Origin of the sequence: Streptococcus sp. SP1, from assembly GCF_030440005.1 — a bacterium.
In the GTDB taxonomy this organism is placed as follows: domain Bacteria; phylum Bacillota; class Bacilli; order Lactobacillales; family Streptococcaceae; genus Streptococcus; species Streptococcus parasanguinis.
In genome coordinates this window covers 1-25,332 of sequence record NZ_JAQFJJ010000012.1, presented here as the reverse complement: position 1 = coordinate 25,332, position 25,332 = coordinate 1, and the positions used below count along the sequence as shown (strand labels likewise).

Annotated in this window: 24 protein-coding genes; 21 read left to right on the top strand and 3 right to left on the bottom strand. The window is 44.3% G+C overall.

What is annotated here, in order from left to right; genetic code table 11:
- Positions 1 to 171 precede the first annotated feature (171 nt).
- From PCY07_RS07260 to PCY07_RS07235, 6 genes are all read left to right on the top strand, one after another.
- Entirely contained in the window at positions 172 to 1,059 is an 888-nt protein-coding gene (locus PCY07_RS07260) for a carbohydrate ABC transporter permease (RefSeq protein WP_301355684.1), read from the top strand.
- 15 nt (positions 1,060 to 1,074) lie between these two features.
- Positions 1,075 to 1,914, top strand: a complete 840-nt coding sequence (locus PCY07_RS07255; protein ID WP_003002334.1) for a carbohydrate ABC transporter permease — start codon at positions 1,075 to 1,077, stop codon at positions 1,912 to 1,914.
- A 74-nt stretch (positions 1,915 to 1,988) separates the two neighbouring features.
- Entirely contained in the window at positions 1,989 to 2,441 is a 453-nt protein-coding gene (locus tag PCY07_RS07250; protein ID WP_301355682.1) for a YhcH/YjgK/YiaL family protein, read from the top strand.
- 21 nt (positions 2,442 to 2,462) lie between these two features.
- Positions 2,463 to 3,110 (top strand): YesL family protein, encoded by a 648-nt coding sequence (locus PCY07_RS07245; RefSeq protein WP_003009419.1) that lies wholly within the window; start codon positions 2,463 to 2,465, stop codon positions 3,108 to 3,110.
- 31 nt (positions 3,111 to 3,141) lie between these two features.
- Entirely contained in the window at positions 3,142 to 4,059 is a 918-nt protein-coding gene (locus tag PCY07_RS07240; RefSeq protein WP_301355679.1) for a dihydrodipicolinate synthase family protein, read from the top strand.
- 15 nt (positions 4,060 to 4,074) lie between these two features.
- Positions 4,075 to 4,962: an ROK family protein gene (locus tag PCY07_RS07235; protein WP_301355678.1), complete on the top strand. Its 888-nt coding sequence runs from the start codon at positions 4,075 to 4,077 to the stop codon at positions 4,960 to 4,962.
- Between the two features lie 97 nt (positions 4,963 to 5,059).
- Here PCY07_RS07235 and PCY07_RS07230 read toward each other — a convergent pair whose 3' ends face one another.
- Positions 5,060 to 5,899: a MurR/RpiR family transcriptional regulator gene (locus PCY07_RS07230; RefSeq protein ID WP_301355676.1), complete on the bottom strand. Its 840-nt coding sequence runs from the start codon at positions 5,897 to 5,899 to the stop codon at positions 5,060 to 5,062.
- A gap of 293 nt (positions 5,900 to 6,192) precedes the next feature.
- On the opposite strand from PCY07_RS07230, the gene PCY07_RS07225 reads away from it, so the two are divergent.
- The 11 genes from PCY07_RS07225 (at position 6,193) to PCY07_RS07175 (ending at position 17,206) form a co-directional block, all read left to right on the top strand.
- Positions 6,193 to 6,516 carry a hypothetical protein gene (locus PCY07_RS07225; protein ID WP_003015405.1) on the top strand — a complete coding sequence of 108 codons (324 nt, stop codon included), beginning with the start codon at positions 6,193 to 6,195 and terminating at the stop codon, positions 6,514 to 6,516.
- Positions 6,506 to 8,467: a V-type ATP synthase subunit I gene (locus PCY07_RS07220; protein WP_013904421.1), complete on the top strand. Its 1,962-nt coding sequence runs from the start codon at positions 6,506 to 6,508 to the stop codon at positions 8,465 to 8,467. The genes PCY07_RS07225 and PCY07_RS07220 overlap by 11 nt, the downstream gene beginning before the upstream one ends.
- 30 nt (positions 8,468 to 8,497) lie before the next feature.
- Positions 8,498 to 8,977, top strand: a complete 480-nt coding sequence (locus tag PCY07_RS07215; protein WP_003009435.1) for a V-type ATP synthase subunit K — start codon at positions 8,498 to 8,500, stop codon at positions 8,975 to 8,977.
- Positions 8,978 to 9,047: 70 nt separating this feature from the next.
- Positions 9,048 to 9,638, top strand: a complete 591-nt coding sequence (locus tag PCY07_RS07210) for a hypothetical protein (RefSeq protein WP_013904422.1) — start codon at positions 9,048 to 9,050, stop codon at positions 9,636 to 9,638.
- Positions 9,639 to 9,647: 9 nt separating this feature from the next.
- Complete coding sequence (locus tag PCY07_RS07205) at positions 9,648 to 10,667, top strand: V-type ATPase subunit (RefSeq protein ID WP_301355671.1); 1,020 nt, start codon at positions 9,648 to 9,650, stop codon at positions 10,665 to 10,667.
- On the top strand, positions 10,648 to 10,968 hold the full coding sequence (locus PCY07_RS07200; protein ID WP_003009443.1) for a V-type ATP synthase subunit F: 321 nt from the start codon (positions 10,648 to 10,650) through the stop codon (positions 10,966 to 10,968). Before PCY07_RS07205 ends, PCY07_RS07200 begins: the two co-directional genes overlap by 20 nt.
- Positions 10,965 to 11,669: a GNAT family protein gene (locus PCY07_RS07195; protein ID WP_003015412.1), complete on the top strand. Its 705-nt coding sequence runs from the start codon at positions 10,965 to 10,967 to the stop codon at positions 11,667 to 11,669. Before PCY07_RS07200 ends, PCY07_RS07195 begins: the two co-directional genes overlap by 4 nt.
- A gap of 33 nt (positions 11,670 to 11,702) precedes the next feature.
- A complete protein-coding gene (locus PCY07_RS07190; RefSeq protein WP_301355669.1) occupies positions 11,703 to 13,493 on the top strand; it encodes a V-type ATP synthase subunit A in 1,791 nt (596 codons plus the stop codon).
- Positions 13,480 to 14,865, top strand: coding sequence for a V-type ATP synthase subunit B (locus tag PCY07_RS07185; RefSeq protein WP_003002370.1), 1,386 nt, complete (start codon positions 13,480 to 13,482; stop codon positions 14,863 to 14,865). The genes PCY07_RS07190 and PCY07_RS07185 overlap by 14 nt, the downstream gene beginning before the upstream one ends.
- 3 nt (positions 14,866 to 14,868) lie before the next feature.
- Complete coding sequence (locus PCY07_RS07180) at positions 14,869 to 15,492, top strand: V-type ATP synthase subunit D (RefSeq protein WP_003002380.1); 624 nt, start codon at positions 14,869 to 14,871, stop codon at positions 15,490 to 15,492.
- A gap of 583 nt (positions 15,493 to 16,075) precedes the next feature.
- Positions 16,076 to 17,206, top strand: coding sequence for a LysM peptidoglycan-binding domain-containing protein (locus PCY07_RS07175; protein WP_301355665.1), 1,131 nt, complete (start codon positions 16,076 to 16,078; stop codon positions 17,204 to 17,206).
- Positions 17,207 to 17,290: 84 nt separating this feature from the next.
- Here the strand turns inward: PCY07_RS07175 and PCY07_RS07170 are convergent, their stop codons facing one another.
- Both PCY07_RS07170 and PCY07_RS07165 read right to left on the bottom strand, forming a co-directional pair.
- Entirely contained in the window at positions 17,291 to 18,460 is a 1,170-nt protein-coding gene (locus tag PCY07_RS07170; protein WP_301355664.1) for an MFS transporter, read from the bottom strand.
- Positions 18,461 to 18,964: 504 nt separating this feature from the next.
- Complete coding sequence (locus tag PCY07_RS07165; RefSeq protein WP_215194915.1) at positions 18,965 to 19,882, bottom strand: helix-turn-helix domain-containing protein; 918 nt, start codon at positions 19,880 to 19,882, stop codon at positions 18,965 to 18,967.
- A 211-nt stretch (positions 19,883 to 20,093) separates the two neighbouring features.
- Here PCY07_RS07165 and PCY07_RS07160 point away from each other — a divergent pair, with 211 nt between their 5' ends.
- From PCY07_RS07160 to PCY07_RS07145, 4 genes are all read left to right on the top strand, one after another.
- A complete protein-coding gene (locus PCY07_RS07160; RefSeq protein ID WP_301355659.1) occupies positions 20,094 to 20,696 on the top strand; it encodes a hypothetical protein in 603 nt (200 codons plus the stop codon).
- 521 nt (positions 20,697 to 21,217) lie between these two features.
- Complete coding sequence (locus PCY07_RS07155) at positions 21,218 to 21,499, top strand: autorepressor SdpR family transcription factor (protein WP_003009465.1); 282 nt, start codon at positions 21,218 to 21,220, stop codon at positions 21,497 to 21,499.
- Positions 21,486 to 22,121: an SdpI family protein gene (locus tag PCY07_RS07150; RefSeq protein WP_301355656.1), complete on the top strand. Its 636-nt coding sequence runs from the start codon at positions 21,486 to 21,488 to the stop codon at positions 22,119 to 22,121. Before PCY07_RS07155 ends, PCY07_RS07150 begins: the two co-directional genes overlap by 14 nt.
- Before the next feature lie 354 nt (positions 22,122 to 22,475).
- On the top strand, positions 22,476 to 25,332 hold a 2,857-nt coding region (locus tag PCY07_RS07145; RefSeq protein WP_301355655.1), incomplete at its 3' end, for a Rib/alpha-like domain-containing protein.

The following is a 25,332-nucleotide window of genomic DNA, read 5'->3' as shown; positions in this document are numbered from 1 at the left end:
AGCGGACCTAAGTCTTTCATAGAAACGAGAATATGCAGGCCCCTTCGAATCCGTATCTCTCTATTTGGAATGGAACGAAGGGGTCTTCATTCTTTCTGGATCTTCTTTTCTTAAGTCGTAAGATATGTTTAGAAAAGAAAATAGAAAAAGAACACTAGGAGGTGCCTTACTGTGAAGGTAAACAAAATCCGAATGAGGGAGACACTCGTTTCCTACGCATTCCTAGCACCCATTTTACTCTTCTTTACGGTCTTTGTCCTAGCATCCATGATCATGGGCTTTGTGACAAGTTTCTTCAACTATTCTATGACATCCTTTAAGTTTGTCGGTTTAGAAAATTATTCCCGTATGTTTGCGGATAAGGTCTTTGTGAAGTCCTTGATCAATACCGTCATCATCGTTATCGGATCCGTTCCGATCGTAGTATTGTTCTCCTTGTTTGTGGCTTCTCAGACCTACCATCAAAATGCGATTGCACGTTCCTTCTACCGTTTCGTCTTCTTCCTTCCAGTTGTTACAGGGAGTGTAGCGGTTACGGTTGTATGGAAATGGATCTATGATCCACTATCAGGGATTTTGAACTTTGTGTTGAAATCTGGACATGTCATCAACCAAAACATTTCTTGGTTGGGGGACAAACACTGGGCTTTGATGGCCATCATCATTATTTTGTTGACCACTTCAGTTGGTCAACCGATCATCCTCTACATCGCTGCTATGGGAAATATTGATAATTCCCTCGTAGAAGCCGCGCGTGTGGATGGTGCGACAGAACTGCAAGTTTTCTGGAAGATCAAATGGCCAAGCTTGTTGCCAACAACTTTGTACATTGCGATCATCACGACCATTAACTCTTTCCAATGTTTCGCCTTGATCCAATTGTTGACATCTGGTGGTCCTAACTACTCAACGAGTACCCTTATGTACTACCTCTATGAAAAAGCCTTTAAACTCTCTGAATACGGTTATGCCAACACCATGGGTGTCTTCCTTGCGGTGATGATTGCCATTATCAGTTTTGCGCAATTCAAGATCCTTGGAAACGACGTAGAATACTAAAGAAAGGAGCCTCAGATGAAACCAACACAAAAGAAACCCATCACTGCCTTTACAGTGATTTCAACGATCATTTTGCTCCTTTTGACAGTCTTGTTCATTTTCCCATTTTATTGGATTTTGACAGGGGCCTTTAAGTCTCAGCCAGATACCATTATGATCCCACCTCAATGGTGGCCAAAGACACCAACCATGGAAAACTTCCAGCAGTTGATGGTACAAAACCCGGCCCTACAATGGTTGTGGAATAGTGTCTTCATCTCTCTAGCAACCATGCTTTTGGTGTGTATGACCTCTTCCTTGGCAGGTTATGTTTTGGCTAAGAAACGCTTCTATGGGCAACGAATTCTCTTTGCTATCTTTATCGCGGCCATGGCCCTTCCGAAACAAGTTGTCTTAGTTCCATTGGTACGGATTATTAACTTTATGGGAATCCATGATACCCTTGCAGCGGTTATTCTACCATTGGTTGGATGGCCATTCGGGGTCTTCTTGATGAAGCAATTTAGTGAAAACATCCCAACAGAACTCTTAGAATCTGCTAAGATCGATGGTTGTGGAGAGTTGCGAACTTTCTGGAGCGTTGCCTTCCCAATTGTCAAACCGGGATTTGCAGCCCTTGCCATCTTTACCTTTATCAACACCTGGAACGACTACTTTATGCAATTGGTAATGCTGACCTCTCGTCAAAACTTGACTATTTCACTAGGGGTTGCGACCATGCAGGCTGAAATGGCCACCAACTATGGCTTGATCATGGCTGGGGCAGCCCTAGCTGCAGTGCCAATCGTTACGGTCTTCCTCGTGTTCCAAAAATCCTTTACACAAGGGATTACCATGGGAGCGGTCAAAGGATAAGTCGTCTGCTTGGACAAACGATAGTTGTGTACAGATCGGTTTGCTAGGCTGAGAAGTATCGAAAGGATGAGAATATGATATTTGATGATTTAAAAAACATCACCTTTTACAAAGGAATCCACCCCAATCTGGATCAGGCCATTGACTTTCTCTATGAGCATCGGAAGGATTCTTTTGAATTGGGGAGATACGATATTGATGGGGATAAGGTCTTTCTCGTCGTTCAAGAAAATACCCTCAACAAAGCAGAAAATGATCGCTTTGAACACCACAAAAGATATGCCGATTTGCATTTATTAGTAGAAGGGCATGAGTTTTCGAGTTATGGATCTCGTGTGACAGGTGAGGCGCTCGCATTTGATGAAGCATCGGACATCGGTTTTGTCCATTGTCAGGAGTCTTATCCGCTTCATCTAGGCTATCATAATTTTGCGATTTTCTTTCCAGAGGAGCCTCACCAACCCAATGGCTATGCAGGGCAAGAAGATATCGTGAAAAAATATCTATTTAAAATTGCGATCGATTGATCACGTTAGAAAGGAGTGCCTATGTCATCTAAGGGGGCAGGATTGATCAAAACCGTTTTTAACACGGACAATGTAGTGATGCGTATCAGTGAGAAGGTTCTTGACTTGGTAACCGTTAATCTTTTATTTGTGCTAAGTTGTTTACCAGTTCTCACGATTGGAATTGCGAAAATTAGTTTGTATCAGACCTTATTTGCCATTAAGCACCAGCGTCGTGTTCCGGTGATTCGTAGTTATGCGAAGGCTTTTCGGGACAATTGGAAAATAGGCTTGCAACTAGGAAGTTTAGAACTGATTGTTGCAGGTATTTGTCTCTTTGATTTATTCTTATTTTGGGGGCAAACTTCCCTAGCTTTCCAAGCTTTGAAAACCATTTGTTTAGGCCTCTTTCTCTTTCTTGTGTTGATCTTATTGGCTGCTTATCCGATTGCGGCCCGCTACCAATTGGATTGGAAAGAGTGTTTGCAAAAAGCCATGATTGTGACAGGCTTGCATTTTCCTTGGTTCTTTGTCATGGGAAGTGCTCTCTTGCTTCTATGTATGGCTCTTGCAAGCTCAGTTTTAGCTTTCCTATTGGGGCTTATGATCTTTTTCTTGTTCGGCTTTTCAAGCTTGGCTTTTGCACAAGTTGGATTAATGGAAAAGATTTTCGCCCAGTACCAAGAATAAAATGAATTTATTAGTGACAAAAGGAGAAAAAATGTCTGATTTAAAAAAATATGAAGGAGTCATCCCCGCTTTTTACGCCTGCTATGATGACCAAGGAGAAATTAGCCCGGAGCGGGTACGTACGCTGGTAGAATATTTTATCGCGAAAGGTGTGCAGGGCTTGTATGTCAACGGATCCTCTGGCGAATGTATTTACCAGAGCGTGGCCGATCGAAAGCTGATCTTGGAAGAAGTGATGGCAGTAGCTAAAGGGAAATTGACCATCATTGCTCACGTAGCCTGCAACAACACCAAGGATAGCGTGGAATTGGCACGACATGCAGAAGAACTAGGAGTGGATGCCATTGCGGCCATTCCGCCGATCTATTTCCGCTTGCCAGAATACAGTGTGGCCCACTACTGGAATACCATTAGCGAAGCAGCACCCAATACAGATTTTGTCATCTATAATATCCCGCAATTGGCAGGGGTTGCTTTGACACCGAGTCTTTACAAGGAAATGTTGAAAAATCCACGGGTGATTGGGGTCAAGAATTCTTCGATGCCTGTTCAGGACATTCAAACCTTTGCTTCTTTAGGAGGCGACGACCACATTGTCTTTAATGGCCCAGATGAACAATTCTTAGGCGGCCGTCTCATGGGAGCGCATGCTGGTATCGGTGGTACCTATGGTGCGATGCCAGAACTCTTCTTGAAGCTCAATCAGCTGATTGCTGAGAAAGATTTAGAGACTGCGCGTGCCTTGCAGTTTGACATCAATGACATTATCGGAGTCTTGACGTCTGCTCATGGCAATATGTATGCAGTCATCAAAGCGGTTTTGCGCATCAATGAAGGTTTGGACTTGGGATCTGTTCGCTCCCCTTTGACGCCAGTAGTAGAAGCGGATCAAGAAGTGATTCAACGTGCTGCTCAACTCATTCAGGACACAAAAGCCAGATTCCTTTGATCAAAGGAGGTCTAGATGAATCCATATGTTGTAATTGATATCGGAGGGACCAGTATCAAGTATGGTCTAGCCGATGCAAAAGGGCAACTCCTAGAGACCCATGAAATGCCAACGGAGGCCCAAAAAGGAGGACCTCACATTCTTAACATAACAAAGGAAATCGTAGCCCGTTATTTGAAGAAGCATCCCTTGGCAGGGGTTGCGATTTCTTCGGCCGGAATGGTAGATCCTGATAAGGGAGAAATATTTTATGCAGGCCCACAAATTCCCAACTATGCAGGCACCCAATTCAAAAAGGAAATTGAAGAGACCTTTCAGATCCCTTGCGAGATTGAAAATGATGTCAACTGTGCCGGTCTCGCAGAGGTCACTACAGGCCATGCAAAAGGATCGAACAATGCTGTTTGCCTGACGATTGGGACAGGGATCGGCGGTTGCCTCTTGCTCGATGGTCAAGTCTTTCATGGCTTTAGCAATTCAGCCTGTGAGGTTGGCTATCTTCATTTGCCAGACGGTGCCTTTCAGGATCTAGCTTCAACGACGGCTTTGGTCGAGTATGTGGCAGAACATCATGGTGATCCTGTGGAACAGTGGAATGGTCGTCGGATCTTCAAGCGGGCAACGGAAGGAGATAAAATCTGTATGGCTGGAATTGATCGGATGGTGGCCTATCTTGGAAAAGGACTGGCCAATATCGTTTATGTGGTCAATCCAGAGGTCATCGTTCTTGGAGGGGGGATTATGGCTCAGGAAGCGATCCTGAAACCTAAAATCTATCAAACACTGTGTGCGGAACTCGTTCCTAGCCTAGCAGATAAGATCCGTTTGGAATTTGCCCACCATCAAAACGCCGCGGGTATGTTGGGGGCTTACTACCACTTTAGACAAAAACATGGAACATAAAACAAGTCGCGCTGGCGACTTGTTTTTGATTCATCAAAAAAAGCATGAAAGATGAAGAAAACCTGATCTTTCATGCTTTTTAAATAGGGAGACCATATTAAGATTTTCGAGAACGTTGACTAGAAAGCTTTTTGTTTTCCCAGTAGCTGTTAAAGACAATTTCCTTTTGTTCTCGGCTTTTATTAAGGAAATGAGCATAGATCAAATCGACCACAATGAGGAGTGGTAAAATCGCAGAGATTCGATCGATATAGGTACTACTAGGAAGGGGTGCGGCCGGTAACACTTCTGTGAATCCTTGGTGGATAGCAGCAGGATTAGCGGTCACAAGAACCGTCTTAGCCCCTTTTTCTTCGGCATCCAAAAGACTGTCTGTAATGGAATTTGTGCTTCCTGATAATGAGAAACCGATGACTAAACAAGAGGAATCGAGAATACTGGTCGTCCATGTAAACCCATCTTGATCGGTTAGGGCTTCACAAACGACCCCCAGGCGCATAAAGCGCAATTTCATTTCTCGAGCGACTAAACCGGAACTACCAATCCCGAAGAAATAGACTCGGTCCGCTTGATCAATTAGTTCAGCTACCTGATCTAATTGGGAATCTTTTACCAGACTTTCAGTGACGTTACTGATATGGTGGTAGCGTTGCAAGACACTGAGAGTGAGTTCGTCATGCTCTTGCACCTGTTTTTGATTTTTGGTTTCTTCGTTAAAGTGATAGACAAATTCCCGATAGCCAGTGAAGCCACATTTTTGAGAGAAACGCGTTAAAGCTGCCTTTGAGACATGGAGTAACTCCGTTACGCGAGAAGAGGACAGGGAGTGCTGTCGTGCTTCGGATGATAAAAAGTACTGGGCAATGTCGCGTTCCATATCCGTTAACTCAGCTTCGTGGCTGGCGATAATAGTGCGTAAATCTTGATCTTGTTTCACAGCAATCCTCCTTTCTCACGAGATGAAATAACAGGATGCTCCTATAATATATTACACATTATAACATGGGTAACCGCTTTATTCAAGTAAAAGCAAGTAAGAAATACTGAAACTAGGAACAGGATAGGAGAAAAGAAGAGAACGCTACCAATCTTGGCAGTTGGGGCTTGTTGGTTGTCCACAATCTTCTGAAAATTCCCGGTTGGGCCTGAACAAACGATATGAATTGTGGTATAATTTAAGATAATTGTACTGTTGTTGGAAGAACAATAGTTGAATAAGGAGGTGTGACGATGTCGAATGCAACACTCGAGATGATGCAAGAGATCGAGCAAGCCGCTCAGGGCGTGATCGTAGGCTATGAAGCTCAAGTTGAACAAATCCGAACGGATTCACGCGATCGCCTTGCAACAGTGGCACAGCATTACGATGAGGAAACCAAGCAATTGGTCACAGAGGCAGAAAAAAACGCCCAGGAAAGACTCGTCCGTTTAACGAAAGATCTGGAAGAAACGGTTGCGCGCAATGATGCCAAGGTACAAGAGGCGATGACCGATAAACGAGCTGGGTTAGTTGAAGCCATTGTAGAAAAGGTGGTAGCAAGCTATGGCCGTTAGTCAGATGCAAAAACTGTCCCTCATCTTGCCCAAAGATGACTTGGACAGTCTCCTACTAGCGCTACAGTCTGAGGCAAAAATCCAGATTTATGACCTCAGTGAACAGGAAGAATGGCAGGCTGCCTTTGAGGCAAATACCTTGTCTCAACCCTTGACAGAGGACAATCGTCAAGCCTTGGTAGAGCTGCAAAAACGTCAAGAACAAGTTGAAAAAATGATTCAGACTCTAGAGCCCTACATGCCTGAGAAGAAGGCTCTGCAAGCTCTGAAGGAAGAACCCTTAAGCTTGTCTTTTGATGACTTGCAGGCTCACGGGATGATTCGAGACGAGGATCTCCTATTGACCAAGTTGAAACGTCAATTGCGCGTGTTAGACAAGGCTCGTCAGAAGATTGCGGATGCAAAGGGAGAGATAGAGCGCTTAGAAAAATGGCGACCGTTAGAGGTGACACCAGCTGCCCTCGCTACTTTTCACTATGTGCATGGCTTGATCGGGACGATTCCGAATAGTGATACAGACGCTGTTCGTTCTTCCTTAAAAGCTCATCCAGAGCTGGAGTTAGAAGAAGTCTTTACGTCTGAGACTGAACACGGCTATGTCATCTTGTATCGTTCGGGAGACCGTGTAGCTGTTCAGGAACTTCTGGAAGAACATGGGTTCAAAGAATTGGACTATGAAGAAGAGCAGGTCCCGGCCGCCTACTTGGATCGCCTAGAAGGGGAAATCAAAGAGCAGGAAGCTGTAGTTGCAGCCACCCTAGCCGAGTTGCAAAACTCCCAGAAGGAGTTGGACCAGCTCAAGTACCAGATGGATTACTTGTTGAGCTTGGGAGCTCGTGAGGAAGCCAAGGCGCTTCTTGCCAGCACGCAAAGTTTGGTAGCCTTAGAGGGTTGGATTGAAACATCCCAAGTGGCCTCATTACGAGACTTCTTGCAAGAAGGCTTTGGATCTCGGGTCCTACTAGAGACACGAGATGTGACGGAAAAAGATTGGGATGACGTTCCGATCCAGTTGCGAAATAATGCCTTGGTAGAGCCTTTTGAATTAGTCACAGAGATGTACGCCCTACCTAAGTATTACGAGCAAGATCCGACACCGATCGTTTCTCTCTTCTACTTTGTTTTCTTTGGCATGATGGTCGCAGATATCGGTTATGGACTGTTACTAACGGTAGCGACAGGCTTTGCCCTTAAAGCCTTCAAGCTCAAGCCTGGTACAGCGAAGAACCTTCGTTTCTTCAGTCTCCTCGGGATTTCAGTTGCCCTTTGGGGTGTGGTCTATGGCTCTTTCTTTGGATTTGAGATGCCTTTTGCCCTGATCAGTACGACCAGTAACGCCATGACCATCCTGATCCTTTCAGTGGTCTTTGGTTTTGTCACTGTCTTAGTGGGCCTCTTCCTAGGAGGGATGAAAAATATTCGCCTCAAAGACTACACGGAAGCCTATAATGCTGGCTTTGCTTGGGTCTTGATCCTACTTGGTTTAATGCTTCTAGCAGTAGGCAATATCTTGCCAGGAATGAGCCTTCTAGTTCCGATCGGCAAGTGGCTGGCTATTTTGAATGCCATTGGGATCTTGATTGTTTCCATTGTCAGTGCCAAGAAGCTATCTGGTCTAGCCTCTGGTCTCTTTAACCTCTACAATGTTAGTGGGTATGTTGGAGACTTGGTCAGCTTCACCCGTTTGATGGCCTTGGGCTTGTCTGGAGCTAGTATCGGTTCGGCCTTTAACCTCATTGTCAATCTCTTCCCACCGCTTGGACGGTTTACGGTAGGGCTTCTGCTCTTTATCGTCCTACATGCCATTAATATGTTCCTGTCCTTCTTGTCAGGATATGTGCATGGAGCCCGTTTGATCTTTGTGGAGTTCTTCGGTAAGTTCTACGAAGGAGGAGGCAAGCCATTTCGTCCTCTCAAACCTTCTGAACGCTATATTAAAACAAAAAAATAAGTATTATCTTTAATAAATAGGAGTATATTCATGGAATCTTTAGCATCATATTTTTCAGCCCATGGGGGCGCCTTCTTTGCAGCATTTGGTGTAGCGATCGCCGTTGCACTTAGTGGAATGGGATCTGCCCTTGGGGTTGGTAAAACGGGTCAAGCAGCAGCAGCGCTCTTGAAAGAACAACCTGAAAAATTTGCCCAAGCCTTGATTTTGCAATTGTTGCCAGGTACACAAGGTTTGTACGGTTTCGTTATCGGGATCTTGATCTGGTTGCAAATTAAGCCAGATATGCCACTTGAAACAGGGGTTGCTTACTTCTTTACAGCTCTTCCAGTTGCGATCGTTGGTTATTTCTCAGCCAAACACCAAGGAAATGTTGCGACAGCAGGGATGCAAATCTTGGCCAAACGCCCTGAAGACATGATGAAAGGGGTTATCCTTGCGGCCATGGTTGAAACCTACGCCATCTTGGCCTTCGTTGTGTCCTTCCTATTGACCCTACGCGTCGGCTAAGACCTAGCTTTGATGGATTCGCCTCGCGAGGCGAAAAACACAAGACGCATGCAATAGGAGAAAAAACGATATGGATGAACAAACCCAATTAAAGGATTCAATCTTGGCCCAAGCCCACGAAAAAGGGCGTAAACTCTTAGAAGAGGCCAAGGAAACCATCCTAAAAGAAGAGACTGCGCAAGAAGAGCGTTTGATTCAAGATAAACTCAATCAACGCTCCGAGCAGCTCAAGCGGATTCAACGTCAATTGCAACGTGAAACCCAACAAATCGAAAATAAAAAACGCCAATCAACCCTTGTCACCAAGCAACGAGTCTTAAAGGATCTCTTTGCAGATGCTTATGAAGCGATGGTGGCTTGGCCCCTTGAAAAGGAAATGCAGTTTGTAGATGCGGTCTTAGAGCGCTATCAGGGACAAGTTGTGACCCTGACCTTCGGGGCGGTGAGCGCTGCTAAATTTGATTCAGCAGCTCTCGAGAGATTGAAGCAGACGCATCAGAATGTGACAGTTGCAGATGCAACAATCCCAGCTCAAGCAGGCTTTGTCCTGTCGGTTGGGAAGATTGATGACAACTATCTCTACCGTGATTTGGTGGATTCCATTTGGGAGCAAGAAAGCTACCAGATGGCAGCCAGCATTTTCACAGATGAAGAGAACTAGGAGGTTGCAATGAGCGAACGGACCTATTCTCAAGTCAATACAGGAATCAGCGTACGTGAGGCTAGTTTTGTCAGTCCCAGTCAGTTCGAGCAGTTGCTTGCAAGTCCCTCCAGCGAGAGTCGAGAAGTCTTGCTACAAGGTACACCTTATGCTTTAGATAGCAAGGAGATCAAGGATTTAGCAGCCCTTGAAGCCCGCCTGATGGCAGCCTTGTTGGCAGAATACCAATGGGCTTTCGAAGTGGCCCCTGAGTCAGACTTGGTTAGCCTTTTTACCTTGAAATACACCTATCATAATCTCAAGGTTTATCTAAAACACAAGGCGACAGAGCGCAAGTTAGGGCACTTATTGATCCCTATCGGCCCTTATTCTCTCGATGTGCTCGAGCATTTGGTGGCGACCTTTTCTGCGGAGCATTGTCCGGCCTTTATGGCGGAAGAAGTGGCTGCAACCTGGCAAGAATTCCAAGACTATCAGGACTTGCGGGTTCTCGAAATCGGGATGGATTTAGCTTATTTTAAACACCTGAGATACTTAGGGGACAGTCTAGATCATCCAATTCTGAAGCAGTTGGTGGACGTGACCATTGACTTTTACAATGCGATTACGGTCAAGCGGGCCTTGGATCAGCAAAAACCGCATAGCTTTATGCACCAATTACTTTCAGATGAAGGGAGCCTCAGTGCCCATCAGGTGATCGACCTGCTAGAATCCGGTCAGTGGTTGACCTGGTTTTATCAAGTCAATCCGCTGGAGTACGATCTCGCCTTAGAGACTTATGAAGAAAAGATGCGCACCGGTCAACTAAAGACCGTAGAGTTGGAGTATTTAGAAAGTTTGGTGAAATTCAGTCTTCTAGATGCTGGCCGTTTTGAAGTCGATGGACCACTCCCTCTTGTTCGTTATCTTTACGGAAAAGAGTTAGAGGTGACCAACCTTCGTTTGGTCCTCTCTGGTTTGGACAATGGTTTTCCGCTAGCAGAAATCAAAGAAAGGATGAGACCGATTTATGGACAAACAGACCTATAAGATCGCCGTTGTGGGCAATCGGGACGCCATCCTTCCTTTTCGCCTGATTGGCTTTCAAACCTATCCGGTCACAGAGCCACAAGAAGCGATCAATACCTTGCGAAAACTCAGTCGGGAAAACTTCGGGATTATTTACCTGACAGAGGATATTGCTCAGGCCATTCCAGATACAGTAGCTTTTTACGACCAGCAGCTGACACCGGCTCTGATCCTTATCCCGACCCATAGAGGGACTACAGGACTGGGCCAACAGCGGATTCGTGATAATGTCGAAAAAGCAGTAGGACAGGATATTTTATGAGAACAAATGAATTTGGTCAAGCGATTGGCGATGCACTGCCGGATTTTACACCGGGGCGTCTGCCAGCTATTGAGCGGATCGAAGGTCGCTATACCGTGATCGAGCGCCTCTCAAAAGAAAAACATGGAGCAGATCTTTATCAGGTCTACGGGCCGGACTCTCCAGCAGCTATGTGGACTTTTCTGTTCAAAGGCCCTGCCCGCAATGAGGAGGAGTGGGACCACTTATTAGATGATCTCATGACAGCCCAAGGTCGCTTTTACTATGCGATTGTAGACAAAGATTCAGGCAAGGCTTTGGGGACTTTCTCTCTCATGCGGATCGATCAAGCCAACCGGGTGATCGAAGTCGGAGCAGTGACCTACTCGCCAGCGCTCCAAAAGACACGCATGGCTACGGAAGCCCAGTATCTGTTAGCGCGCTACGTGTTTGAAGATTTAGGCTACCGCCGCTATGAGTGGAAATGCGATGCCTTAAACCAAGCATCTCGCAAAGCAGCTGAGCGCTTAGGGTTCACCTATGAAGGCTGTTTCCGTCAGGCTGTTGTTTATAAAGGTCGGACCCGTGATACAGACTGGTTGTCCATCATTGACCAAGAATGGCCAGAAATCAAACATCGACTAGAAGCTTGGTTGGATCCAAGCAATTTCGATGCCAATGGCCAACAAAAGCAATCTCTAAGAGAGATAGCAAAAAAGTAAAACAAAGAAACAAAGGATTCCCAGGAGGAATACATGACTCAAGGAAAAATTATCAAAGTTTCCGGTCCCTTGGTGGTTGCATCAGGGATGCAGGAGGCCAATATCCAAGACATTTGCCGGGTCGGCGATCTTGGTTTGATTGGCGAAATTATTGAGATGCGGCGGGACGAAGCCTCTATCCAAGTATATGAAGAAACGTCTGGAGTTGGTCCAGGAGAACCAGTGGTAACAACCGGAGCTCCCCTTTCTGTTGAATTGGGACCAGGCTTGATCTCTCAGATGTTTGACGGGATCCAACGCCCCTTGGAACGCTTCCAAGAAGTTACTGCCAGTGACTTTTTGGTTCGTGGGGTGCAAGTTCCAAATCTAGATCGGGACACCAAATGGGCCTTTGAACCAAGCGTGACAGAAGGAACAGAGGTGGTTGCAGGAGACATCGTCGGTACCGTTCAAGAGACCAATATGGTGGAGCACCGCATCATGGTGCCCTTTGGTGTGAGTGGACGTGTGACCAAGATCGCAACAGGTTCTTACACAGTAAAAGAGCCGGTTTATGAGATCGAGCAGGCAGATGGTAGCCTCTTTACTGGTACTTTGATGCAAAAATGGCCGGTTCGTCGAGGCCGTCCCTTTGCACAAAAACTCATTCCAGTAGAGCCTTTGGTCACGGGTCAACGGGTCATCGATACCTTCTTCCCTGTGACTAAGGGTGGAGCTGCAGCTGTTCCTGGTCCTTTCGGAGCTGGAAAGACAGTTGTGCAACACCAGGTAGCCAAGTTTGCCAATGTAGACATCGTAATTTACGTTGGTTGTGGGGAACGTGGAAATGAAATGACGGACGTTCTGAATGAATTTCCAGAATTGATCGATCCAACGACTGGTCAATCCATCATGCAACGGACTGTTCTGATCGCCAACACTTCGAACATGCCAGTAGCGGCGCGTGAAGCTTCCATCTACACAGGGATTACCATCGCCGAATACTTCCGTGATATGGGCTATTCCGTTGCCATCATGGCGGACTCTACTTCTCGTTGGGCAGAAGCTCTCCGTGAAATGTCTGGTCGTCTAGAAGAAATGCCAGGGGATGAAGGTTACCCAGCCTATCTTGGTAGCCGGATCGCCGAATACTACGAGCGTGCAGGTCGGGTCAAGACACTTGGAACCACTGCGCGTGAAGGTTCGATTACCGCCATCGGTGCCGTTTCCCCTCCAGGTGGAGACATTTCAGAGCCGGTGACCCAAAATACCTTGCGGATTGTCAAGGTCTTCTGGGGACTAGATGCTCAATTGGCTCAACGTCGTCACTTCCCAGCCATCAACTGGTTGAGTTCTTATTCGCTTTACCAAGATGAAGTCGGTCGCTATATCGATCTACATGAACAAATCAGCTGGTCTGAAAAAGTGACCCGCGCTATGAATTTGCTTCAAAAGGAAAGTGAATTGCAAGAAATCGTCCGCTTGGTTGGTCTAGATTCCTTATCTGAAAAAGACCGCTTGACCATGAATGCGGCCAAGATGATCCGTGAAGACTACCTGCAACAAAATGCCTTTGATGAGGTCGATACCTATACCTCTTTCAGCAAGCAGGTGGCCTTGTTGACCAACATTTTGACCTTTGATCAAGAAAGTCAAAAAGCACTAGAATTGGGAGCTTATTTCACAGAAATCATGGAAGGAACCGTGGCTCTTCGAGACCGTATTGCCCGGAGCAAGTTCATCCATGAGGATCAGTTGGCAACCATTCAAGCCCTGAAAGAAGAAATCGTAGAAACCCTACACCAAATCGTCGCAAAAGGAGGAGTAGACAATGAGCGTGATTAAAGAATACCGTACTGTCAGCGAAGTTGTTGGCCCCTTGATGATTGTCGATCAGGTCGAAGGGGTTCACTACAATGAACTGGTAGAAATCAAGCTTCATGACGGAACGACCCGTCAGGGACAAGTCCTCGAAGTCCAAGAAGACAAGGCCATGGTCCAGCTCTTTGAAGGATCTAGCGGGATCAATTTGGAAAAAGCCAAGGTCCGCTTTACTGGACGTCCCCTAGAACTTCCTGTGTCTGAAGACATGGTCGGACGCATCTTTAACGGGATGGGCAAACCCATCGATGGCGGTCCAGAGATTATCCCAGAGAAGTACTTGGACATTGATGGACAAGCCATCAACCCTGTTTCGCGGGACTATCCAGATGAATTTATCCAGACAGGGATCTCAGCCATTGACCATTTGAATACCTTGGTTCGGGGACAAAAACTCCCAGTCTTCTCAGGTTCTGGTCTTCCTCACAAGGAGTTGGCGGCTCAGATTGCTCGTCAAGCGACGGTTCTTAATTCTGAAGAAAACTTCGCCGTGGTCTTTGCGGCTATGGGAATTACCTTTGAAGAAGCCGAGTTCTTTATGAACGACCTTCGGGAGACAGGTGCGATTGACCGCTCTGTTCTCTTCATAAATCTAGCCAATGACCCAGCTATCGAACGGATTGCGACTCCTCGGATCGCCTTGACAGCTGCTGAATATTTGGCCTATGAAAAAGACATGCACGTCTTGGTTATCATGACAGATATGACCAACTACTGTGAAGCCCTTCGGGAAGTCTCCGCTGCCCGCCGGGAAGTTCCAGGTCGTCGGGGCTATCCAGGTTACCTTTATACCAACCTCTCAACCCTCTACGAACGTGCAGGACGCTTGGTTGGAAAGAAAGGATCTGTGACCCAAATCCCGATCCTCTCTATGCCAGAAGATGACATCACCCACCCCATCCCTGACTTGACAGGCTACATCACCGAAGGTCAGATTATTCTGTCCCGCGATCTCTATAATAGTGGTTACCGCCCACCGATTAATGTTCTTCCATCCCTTTCTCGTTTGAAGGACAAGGGTTCTGGTGAAGGCAAGACTCGGGAAGACCATGCGGCGACTATGAACCAGCTCTTTGCGGCCTACGCCCAAGGGAAACAAGCCAAAGAACTGGCTGTAGTGCTTGGGGAGTCTGCCTTGTCAGATACCGACAAGCTCTATGTTAAATTTACGGACCGCTTTGAGCAGGAATACATCAATCAAGGTTTTACCACCAATCGGACGATTGAGGAAAGTTTGGATCTCGGTTGGGAACTCTTATCCATTCTTCCAAGAACAGAGCTTAAACGGATCAAGGATGAGATGATTGACAAGTATCTGCCAAACAAAGAGGATTAGCCTATGGCACGATTAAATGTAAAACCAACTCGGATGGAGCTTAATATTCTCAAAGAGCGCCTCAAGACAGCAACCCGAGGGCACAAGTTGCTCAAGGATAAGCGGGATGAACTCATGCGCCGTTTTATTGAAGCTGTGCGTGAGAATAATCGTCTGCGCCAAAAAGTAGAGGCAGCGCTGGTGGGCAATATGCAAGATTTCGTGATGGCCAAGTCCTTAGAGAGCGACCTCATGGTGGAAGAAATCTTTGCCGTTCCTACGCGAGAAGTGATGCTTCATATTGAGGAAGAAAATGTCATGAGTGTGCGCGTGCCCAAGCTCCATGCTCGTATCGATAATCCATACGGAGATGATGAAGGGGACGTGGTTTATAGCTACTTAGCCTCCAACAGTCAAATGGATAGCACGATCCAAGAAATGGGGGATCTACTCCCAGATTTGCTCAAGTTAGCGGAAATCGAAAAAAGCTGCCAACTCATGGCAGATGAAATCGAGAAAACCCGCCGTCGAGTGAACGGACTCGAGTATGCGACTATCCCAGACCTCAAAGAGACCATCTACTATATTGAAATGAAACTCGAAGAAGCCGAACGCGCCAACCTCGTCAGAATCATGAAGGTAAAATAAGATACAAAGCCGTTAAGCAACTCAAAGGAAAATAGGGAGCAGGACAGAAGCACTGTTGTATAGAATGCTTCGTTGTCCTGCCCCCACAAGGTTGATTAGGATTTTTCCGAGCTCTTAAAGCGAGAGAAAAATCCAGTCAGCTACTGTGCCTTTGAAGTTAGTACTATTACAGTTTGTGTTTTTCACACAGCATTTAGGGCGTGTTCAGTTATAAGATACTAAGGCTGTAAAAAACAAAGTGAAAATAGGAAATTCTTGCAGTGAGCGATGCTCACAAGAGAATTTATCTTTTTCACACAACTTTTCAGCCGGCCTCAATTGCTTTAAAAATACAAAACCTCATCAAGAAACCATTCCTAGATGAGGTTCTTTTGCACCCTCGTACTCTTCTTCCATTACCCTATTTTTATGTTACTAGTTTGTAACAATGTGACAAGAAAGACGAAATATTACAAGAAAAATACAGTTTTGTTAAATAGACAAAAAGACCTTTTATTATTTTTAAATTGTGATAAGATAGAGTAGTAGTTCATTTGTTCAAGAAAATATTGAGCAAAAAAACAAAGAAAAAAGAGGATAAAAGATGAAATTAAAAGTTAATACGAAAGCCTTGATCGCTTCAACAGTAGCTCTTGCAGTGATTCCATTTACAAAAGCCACTGCAGAAACACTTGAAGATTGGGTAGCTCGCTCAGTAGATGAAATCAAACATGATATCCAACAAAGCGGTGAAAACCAACAAACTTATACCATCAAATATGGTGATACATTGAGTTCGATCGCAGAAGCGCTTGGAATCGATGTACATGTGTTGGCAAACTTGAACAACATCAGCAACATGGATTTGATCTACCCAGGTACTGTTTTGAAAACAACAGTAAATGATCAAAAAGAAGTAACTTCAGTTGAAATCCAAACTCCTCAAGCAGGTGCGACAGATGCAACCGTTGCAAGTGCTGACTTGACAACAAACCAAGTGACAGTTGATGACCAAACAGTCGCTGTCAACGATTTGTCTAAACCAGTAAACGAAGATAACAAAGCTGTTCCAGTTGCTCCAGCAGCGGGAACTCAAGAAGCTCCAGCGGAAGCTCCTGTAATTGCTGTCTCAGGAGCAGAAACGCCAACACAACCAGCTGTTCCAGAAATACCAAGCTACGGTGCTCCAGCTGCCAATGTTGAAATTCAAAACCAAGAAGCAGCCCCAGCAGAAGCTCCTCAATCTGCTCCAGCAACAGAAGCACCTGCTGAAACACCAGCTTCTGCTCCTGAAGCTCCAGCAGAGACAGCTCCAGCAGTAGAAACTGCTGCAGCACCTGAAGTGCAACCAGTAGCATCAACTCCAACAACTGGTAACGTTCTTCCAACTGATCCAAATCTTAAACCGCAAGCGGAAGCTTTCCGTCAAGAAATCGCGGCGAAATTTGGTATTACAAATATCGGCGGTTACCGTGAAGGGGATCCAGAAGACCATGGTCAAGGACTTGCAGTAGACGTAATGGTTCCAACAAGTTCTGAACTTGGAGATCAAGTTGCCCAATATGCAATTGACAACATGGATCGTGCAGGTATCTCATACATCATCTGGAAACAACAATTCTACATGCCAGTTGACAACATTTACGGACCAGCTAATACATGGAACCAAATGCCAGACCGTGGTGGAGATACAGCAAACCACTACGATCACGTACATATCTCATTTAATGCATAATAAAACGTTGAACTAGGCCTAGAGCCTAGTTCTTTTTTGTGTGCACAAAAAAGCTGGAAGACGAAACTTCCAGCCGGACAATGGTTATAAAATATGATCGACTTTTTCCACCTGATAAAGGGCAATCGCCATGATAATGGTTAAGACCAGGAGCATAAGAATGGCAGGTGTCCAAGAGTGGAAGAGGGATTTGCTGTAGCCGAAGAGAATGGGGCCAAAAGCAGCAAAGACGTAGCCTCCTGTTTGGGCAAGTCCAGAAAGTTGAGCTGTTTTTTCAGGTGTGCTGGATTTCATGGAGAAAGCGACCATGAGATAAGGGAAGAGCGAACTAACGGAACTTCCAATTAGGGCATTTAATACCAACCAGTAGAAGAAGTTGCTGGTCGGGATTAAGAGCATGGCTACCCCCAGAATCCCTGCTCCGACAACAATCGTAAGCATCAAGCGTCGATTGCGATCGGATAACCGTGTGGTTAAACTTGGGATCGTCAAGGAGAATGGGAGACTGATCAGGGTGAACACGGAGGCAAGTAGTCCAGATTCAACCTTTGAAAGGCCAGCTTGAACAGCCATGGTCGGAAGCCAGGTCATACTTGTGTAGAAAAGCAGTGACTGCAATCCTCCAAAAATCATGATAGCCCAAACATATTTATTGGTATACCACTTGCTACTAGATTCCGTAGTAGCCGACTTTTTTAGATGGTGGTTGTAGCGAAGGTTAGGAATCCAGATGACCAAAGCAAGAGCACACAAGGCTGTCAAGATGTTGACCAAACCTTGCCAAGAAGTGGCTTTGGTGATCGGAACGGCCACAGAAGAGGCGATCGCTGTGGACATCCCCATAGAAGTGATGTACAAGGTGGTCAGAATGCCTAGTTGGCGGGGCCTGTTCGCCTGAATCAGGCTTGGAAGCAGCACATTGAGAAAGGCGATGCCAGCTCCAATCAAGATGGTTCCCAGATAGAGGAAGGGGAGATTGATAATCCGAATGGCAGATCCGATCGTAATCGCGATCAAGACAAGGAAAAAGAGGCGCTCAATCCCCAACTTTTTAGCAAATTGAATCGCAAAAGGTGAGAAAATGGCAAAGGTGAGAAGTGGCAAGCTAGTCAATAGTCCCAGAGAGCTCACATCTACCCCCAAACCAGCAGCGATGTCAGACAAGACCGTCGGAAGCGTAGTAAATGGTGTTCGTAAAACAATCCCAAGCATAATGATGCCCGGGATGAATAGCATAGAATGTGTTTTTTTCATAAATCCTCCTCAGACAAAAATTCCCTTCATTATAACATAGATCGAGCATAAATTGGAGTATTTGTACAAATGAAGGAGAAGGACCGTAGTTCTCTCTGTCGCTCGAACTGCATCAACGTACCTAAGCTCACTAACGTTTGCTAAGGGAATAAGGACCGTAGTTTTCGCTTCGCTCAAACTGCATCAATATCTCTAAATTCGGTTGAACTCTCTGAGTTCACCTCGTTAAGTATTAAAAGGATCGTAGTTCTCACTGTCGTTCGAACTGCGTCAATGTACCTAAGTTCGTCTAAGCCCCTATTGGACTTGACTCACTAAGGTACATAGAAAAAGCCACCGGTTTTGGTGGCTCTTATAGGGAGATTATTATGAAAAAGTTTAGGATTTTCTATCAAACAAAGTTAGGAGGTCTTCATTTGATGGTTTTATTATAAGGCGGTTTGCTTAAAGAAAACTTAAGAAAAGGCGCTGATCGAAAGAATCGGTCTGAAGTCTGAGACGCCTTTATTCGCTGAAGAAATCAATGCCAGTTTTGTTGAGTTCATTGACTCGCAACATGAATTTTGTTTTGATTTGAACAAGCGGGCTTCCGAAATTTTCAAGTGCAATCAAACCTTCCAGGGCTTTTAGGACCTGCTTGGCACGGTAAACCCCTTCCTTGTCATTTAAGCCAAGGAGGGCATAGACCTGCATAAATTCTAACTGCATGGAAATACTGGTATTTAAAATCGGTTTGCGCTTGCGAAGCTGGTTAATTGATTGAAGAAAATTCAGAGCTTCTAAGTAGAGTTCTTTTTTAATAAGATAGTTAGCTAGATTTAACAGTAAAGAGGCCAATGCATTGGCAGAGTAAGCAGAATAACTGCTTTCAAAAAGTTCCAAGGATTCCTTTCGAATCTTAGCGACGACTTCATAGGGCAAGACAGATAAAAGGGCAATGGTGAAGTCTTGCTCAATTTCATTTTGATAGGCAAAAGGCACTTCTTGAGCGATTCGTTGAATCGACACAGGTGCGTCTTCCAGATGGATTTCTTTTCCCATCGCGTTATTGACATTGATTTCAAGCGAACGCAAATAGAGTTGCCAGAGCTCTTTGTTCTCCTCTGCAACAGGTGATTTTTCGTGCTTCAAGCGCTCAATAATGGACAGAAAATCCATGTTTTCTTGATTGATGTGCTTCATCAAAATGGGGCTGAAATTTTGAATGGTTAAGCCAGGATAATGGGACAAAAAGGTGTCCCAATCCACCCCCATAGACAGCAAGAGGCGAGAGAAGGTCTCGATGGTTACTCCTTTTTGAGAACGCTCAAATTGGCTGAGGAACTGAGGAGAGACAATATCTGCAGCGACTTCTTTTAGAGAAAGACCGCGTGCTTCACGAATTTTACGGAATGTTGGACCAAATGACGAAGATGAGGACATAGAGGGACTTCCTTTCAATTAGCATACCATTAGTATACCTCAAAAAGGGATGGAATTAAACTCAGAGTTTAATTTTTGACAAAAAAACTAGAAATTCTTCGATTTTTAAGAAAAATGAAACTATAGTTTACATGGCCCTTTTTTAGGGAGGGATTTTTGATAAAATAAGGTCAATTCTAGAAGATACGCTTATAACAAAAGGAGATTTACAATGACGACACAAGAAATTTTACAACTATTAGATGAAAAGCGCGTGCTAACAGCCCCTGCAGCAGTTGCTTGGGATGAAGTTCAACGGCAACAAAACCGATTAAATCAAGCAGCGAAGAGACTCAATGGGCCAATCACGGTCACACTGGCCCTCAATCTTCTTTTTGCCTTTACGATTTTTCTGTTGGAACAAAGTCACCTGATGCACGGTTTTCTACTGATGCTCGGATTGATGGGTGGGTTGATTGCAATCAAATATTTTGTATTTGTAGTCCCAGCCAAGCAAGCTCTTGCCAATGTCCAGGCTCTTTATAACCAGGAAATCAGCCAACCAGCCTACCAACAAGGGATGCAAGGTTTCCCGCAAAAATTTTACAATTACCACGACCTCTTCCGACTATATAACTTAATCGCAGAAGGCCGTGCCTCTACCTTGCCAGAAGCCTACAATCTGCTTGAAATGCAACAATTCCAAGAAACGCAAGTCAATCTGCAAGAGGAAGCCAATGCTCTACAAGCCGATATTGCACGTAGCTCAAGGGTCAGCGCCGTTGCTAATGTAGTCACTGCTTACAATACTTATCGCATCCACAAAGATATGTAAGAAAAGATAAAAGATAAAAGATAAAAGATAAAAGATGAAAAAGCCCCTCAAGAATTCTGATCGAAAATCAGAGCTCTCGTGGAGGCTTTTTTTATTGTCTTGTAAAAAGTAGTTCCGAACGGCATCCATGTATTTAAGCTTACTGGTGCTCGTAAAGATTATAAGGAACGTAGTTCTCACTGTCGTTCGAACTGCGTCAACGTACCTAAACTCGCTGATGCTCGTAAAGGTACGTAGAAAAAGCCACCGGTTTTGGTGGCTCTTATAGGGAGATTATTATGAAAAAGTTTAGGATTTTCTATCAAACAAAGTTAGGAGGTCTTCATTTGATGGTTTTATTATAAGGCTGATTTCTTAAAGAAAACTTAAGAAAAGACGCTGTTTATAAGAATCGGTCTTAGGTCTGATATTTTTTTACAACAGAAACTATTTATATTTTTTTCTAAATAGAGTTGACAAACCCATCCGAAAGTACTAGAATCTATTTAGAAAGAAATCTAAATAGATTAGAGGAGATAGAGATGAATTTTGCGCAAACATTTAAAGCTTTATCGAATCCGATAAGAAGAAGTATCTTAGAACTGCTAAAGGCGGGGAAATTATCCGCAGGCGATATCGCTGGCCACTTTGATGTAGCAGGAGCGACCATTTCCCATCATTTAAGCCTCCTCAAGCAGGCAGATTTAATTCGAGAGGAAAAAGAGAAGAATTTTATTTACTATGAACTCAATACTTCTGTCTTGGAGGATTTAATGGTCTGGCTCGTTGATTTGAAAGGAGACTCTACTGATGAAAACGAATAAAAAACTATTGCTATTAACTTCTATGGTGATCCTTTTCCCCATGCTTTGGGGGCTGATGATTTGGTCGCAATTGCCTAACCAAATCCCGATTCACTTCAATTTTGCTGGCCAGCCCAATAACTTCCAATCAAAGCCCCTGGCTGTGTTTGGTCTTCCTATTTTCGATCTCATGGTGCATCTATTTATGATCTTTATGATCGGTCGCGATTCTAAGAATAGCGCTATGAATGAAAAAATGATCAGAGCGATTTACTGGTTGACCCCAATCGTTTCCTTAAGTACCTCCTATCTCATCTATAGCAAGGCGCTAGGATCTACTACCAATCCATCAGTTTTTGTTTCGGTTCTGCTAGGGCTCATCTTTGTGATCATGGGCAACTACATGCCCAAGCTAAAAGTGAACCATACGGTTGGAATCCGTCTGCCTTGGACCTTACAGAGTGAAGATAACTGGCACAAAACCCATCGCTTGGCAGGGAAGTTGTGGGTCCTTGGAGGGTTGATCCTTCTACTTGAAGCAGGCCTTCAATTCGCGCTTTCTTATGTACTGGTGCTGGTCATCCTCGCTATTGTCCTTATCCCTGTGATGTACTCTTATCAATTAAGTCGGAAAAATCGTTAGTAGGAAGGAAATTAGGTTTTTAAAGAAAACAACCGGAGAAGAAAACCTATCTGCTGGGATTCTTCCATATGTGGATAATAAAAGTATTTCAGACTGAAGAAAAGTCCATTTTGGACGATTTTCTTCAGTCTTTTTTAAATAAAAAATAGAGAAAGTAAAAAGCTCTTAAGAATAGCGCTACATCAGCATTCCTAAAAGTTTTCACCATATGGTACCCAACCTACAAAATGGCAATGTTGCTATTGCTGGTAGTGTTTGTCTACGTTTTTAGTATTTTTTGTTGATTTTTCCCTCCATTTGTGGTATAGTCGTGACGGCATATAAGCTACTATATAGTAAAAAGGAGATCATTAAATGTATTTTAATAGAAAAAATACAGAACAAAAGAATTGGCGAATGATTAAAAAAGGGAAACATTTCCTATTTGGCTGTTCTCTTGTACTGGCAATCGGAGCTGTGATGGCAGCACCATCCGTTAAAGCAGATGAAGCAGATGCTACGGATGCAAATGGAGTATCTACTTCAGCAAGTGAAAATGAAAGTGCTACGATTACATCTGGAACAAACCCTTCAACGTATTCGGCACCAGCAGAAACAACTGCAACACCTGTAGTAACTACCTCAAATTCCTCAGCGTCTGTGGAATCAAGTTCTACAACTCAAAAAGAATCAGATTCTGTTCAAGCACCAAGCTTAACAACAGTAGCAGATGCATCAGCATTGACTGCTGAAGAAATTTCAAATGTTACAGAAGCAATTAAAGGTTCAAATCCGACTGCAGTTTCTGTTCAAGTAAGTAATGATGGATCTGCAGTAGTTACTTTTGCAGATGGCTCTAGCGCAACATTGTCAGCTTCTCAAACCGTTAAAGTGAAGCCAGAAACTACTTCTACTTCGGAAGCTCCTACACGTTCACGTCGTGCCCTTTCTCCAGTAAATGGAACTACACGCTCTTTTGACTCTGAACTTCAGGATGAAGCTCAAAAGAAAGCAATCTACAGTCCGGGTGTGAAGGGTGAAAAGCAAACTTATCAAGGAACAGTTTGGCTTTACCGTAATGGAACAGTCAATAACGATAACCAAGAAGATGCAAAACGCCTTGGTGGTGTAAATGTCTACCTTCAGTATGTAACTGGTAAAGGTTTTGTGTCACCAGTTTATAAGACAACAAGTGAACAAGATGGAACTTTTGTATTTGACTTGTCTAAACCATTAGCAAACCGCCTAGGAGCAACAGGTGAGTTCAAACTTGCAGGAGACCCTAAGTTTGCTATCCGTACTTGGGCAGAAAATCCAGATCCAACAAAATACACTGTCATCAAATCAGGTGACCAACGTACAGGTTTCCACGGACGTCTTAGCCGTTTGAATGAAACTTGGGATTTCACGGCTGGTATCAACCGTATTGTTGGTGGTCAAGTAGTTCTTCAAGAAAAACCAAATTCTGAAGACTATCTATTGAAACCAGAAGCAGATCGTCAGACAGGTGACCAAGCGGACGGCCAATTTTCACGTAAAGGTGATTATGGTACAATCCGTGGTAAAGTGTGGTACGAACTTCGTGACCCAAGTGGTTCTGACGCACGTATGTATAAAAAAGACAGCTACGATATTAATGCTACAAATGTTAAGGTAGCAGCTTCATACGTTAATGATGAAGTGACACGTCTTTTTGACAAATGGAAAAGTGAACACTCTAATTACAAGCTTGACGATTTCAAGGCTGCTCAAGCTGAAATTATCAGAGATTATGAAGCGAGAAATGGGAAAGGTTCTCATATCGCTGAAACTGTCGTAGTACCAGTTGATAAAGACGGGAACTATCGTATTCCATTTCGTGGTCTTTATGGTGTGAGCGCTACTCAGGCTAATAGCGGTCTTAAAATTTCACATAAGATTTCTGACCAAGAGTTTGGAACACTTGTTAAAGATGAAGATTTAGACAATGAACATCTTATGAAGTGGAATGGAACTATTGGACAAAAACACCGTCACATTAATACGGATTATGTTTATGCCACTGTTCTTGTCAATAACTATGCTATTTGGAGCAATAACTACCAATCAAATATGTTTGAAGGTACGTCTGATGCTGTACTTCCAGTGGGACCTTCATCACTTGCGGCAGCAAATATTTCAAATACAAACTTTGCTCTAATCGCACCACAACCAATGCACGACATCTTGGTGTATGACAACTCTGATCACTTTGCTAAACCAGGAAATACTGCTGAAAGTACCACTGGTGGACTGATGCCGTCACGTGAATACCAAATCCGTTGGTTCAAAAATGGTCAAGCGATTGGAACAGCAACAACTGTAACGTCGACAGCAGATGGAACTGCTAGCTCAGTACCGTTTACTGTGCCATCTGATCTTACAGAAGCAGCTATCTATACGTCTGCTGTATTCCTTCAAGGTGAAAACACAGATGATCTCCATTCAGCTTTGGCACTTGATTCATTTACAGCCGTTCCTAATGAAGATGCAGATAAGTATACTCCAACACCTAAGGACCAAACAGTCAATGTTGGTGAAACTCCAGATCCTAAGAAATCAATTGGTAACGTAGGTGATCTTCCAAGTGGCACTACATTTGAATACAAGACTCCAGTAGATACAACAACACCAGGTGATAAGAGTACAACCGTTGTTGTGACTTACCCAGACGGTTCTAAAGATGAAGTTCCAGTAACTGTTAAGGTAGTAGATCCACGTACCGATGCGGATAAGAACACGCCAACACCTAAGGACCAAACAGTCAATGTTGGTGAAACTCCAGATCCTAAGAAATCAATTGGTAACGTAGGTGATCTTCCAAGTGGCACTACATTTGAATACAAGACTCCAGTAGATACAACAACCCCAGGTGATAAGAGTGCAACCGTCGTTGTGACTTACCCAGATGGATCTAAGGATGAAGTTCCAGTAACTGTTAAGGTAGTAGATCCACGTACCGATGCGGATAAGAACACGCCAACACCTAAGGACCAAACGGTCAATGTAGGTGAAACTCCAGATCCTAAGAAATCAATTGGTAACGTAGGTGATCTTCCAAGTGGCACTACATTTGAATACAAGACACCAGTAGATACAACAACACCAGGTGATAAGAGTGCAACCGTCGTTGTGACTTACCCAGATGGATCTAAGGATGAAGTTCCAGTAACTGTTAAGGTAGTAGATCCACGTACCGATGCGGATAAGAACA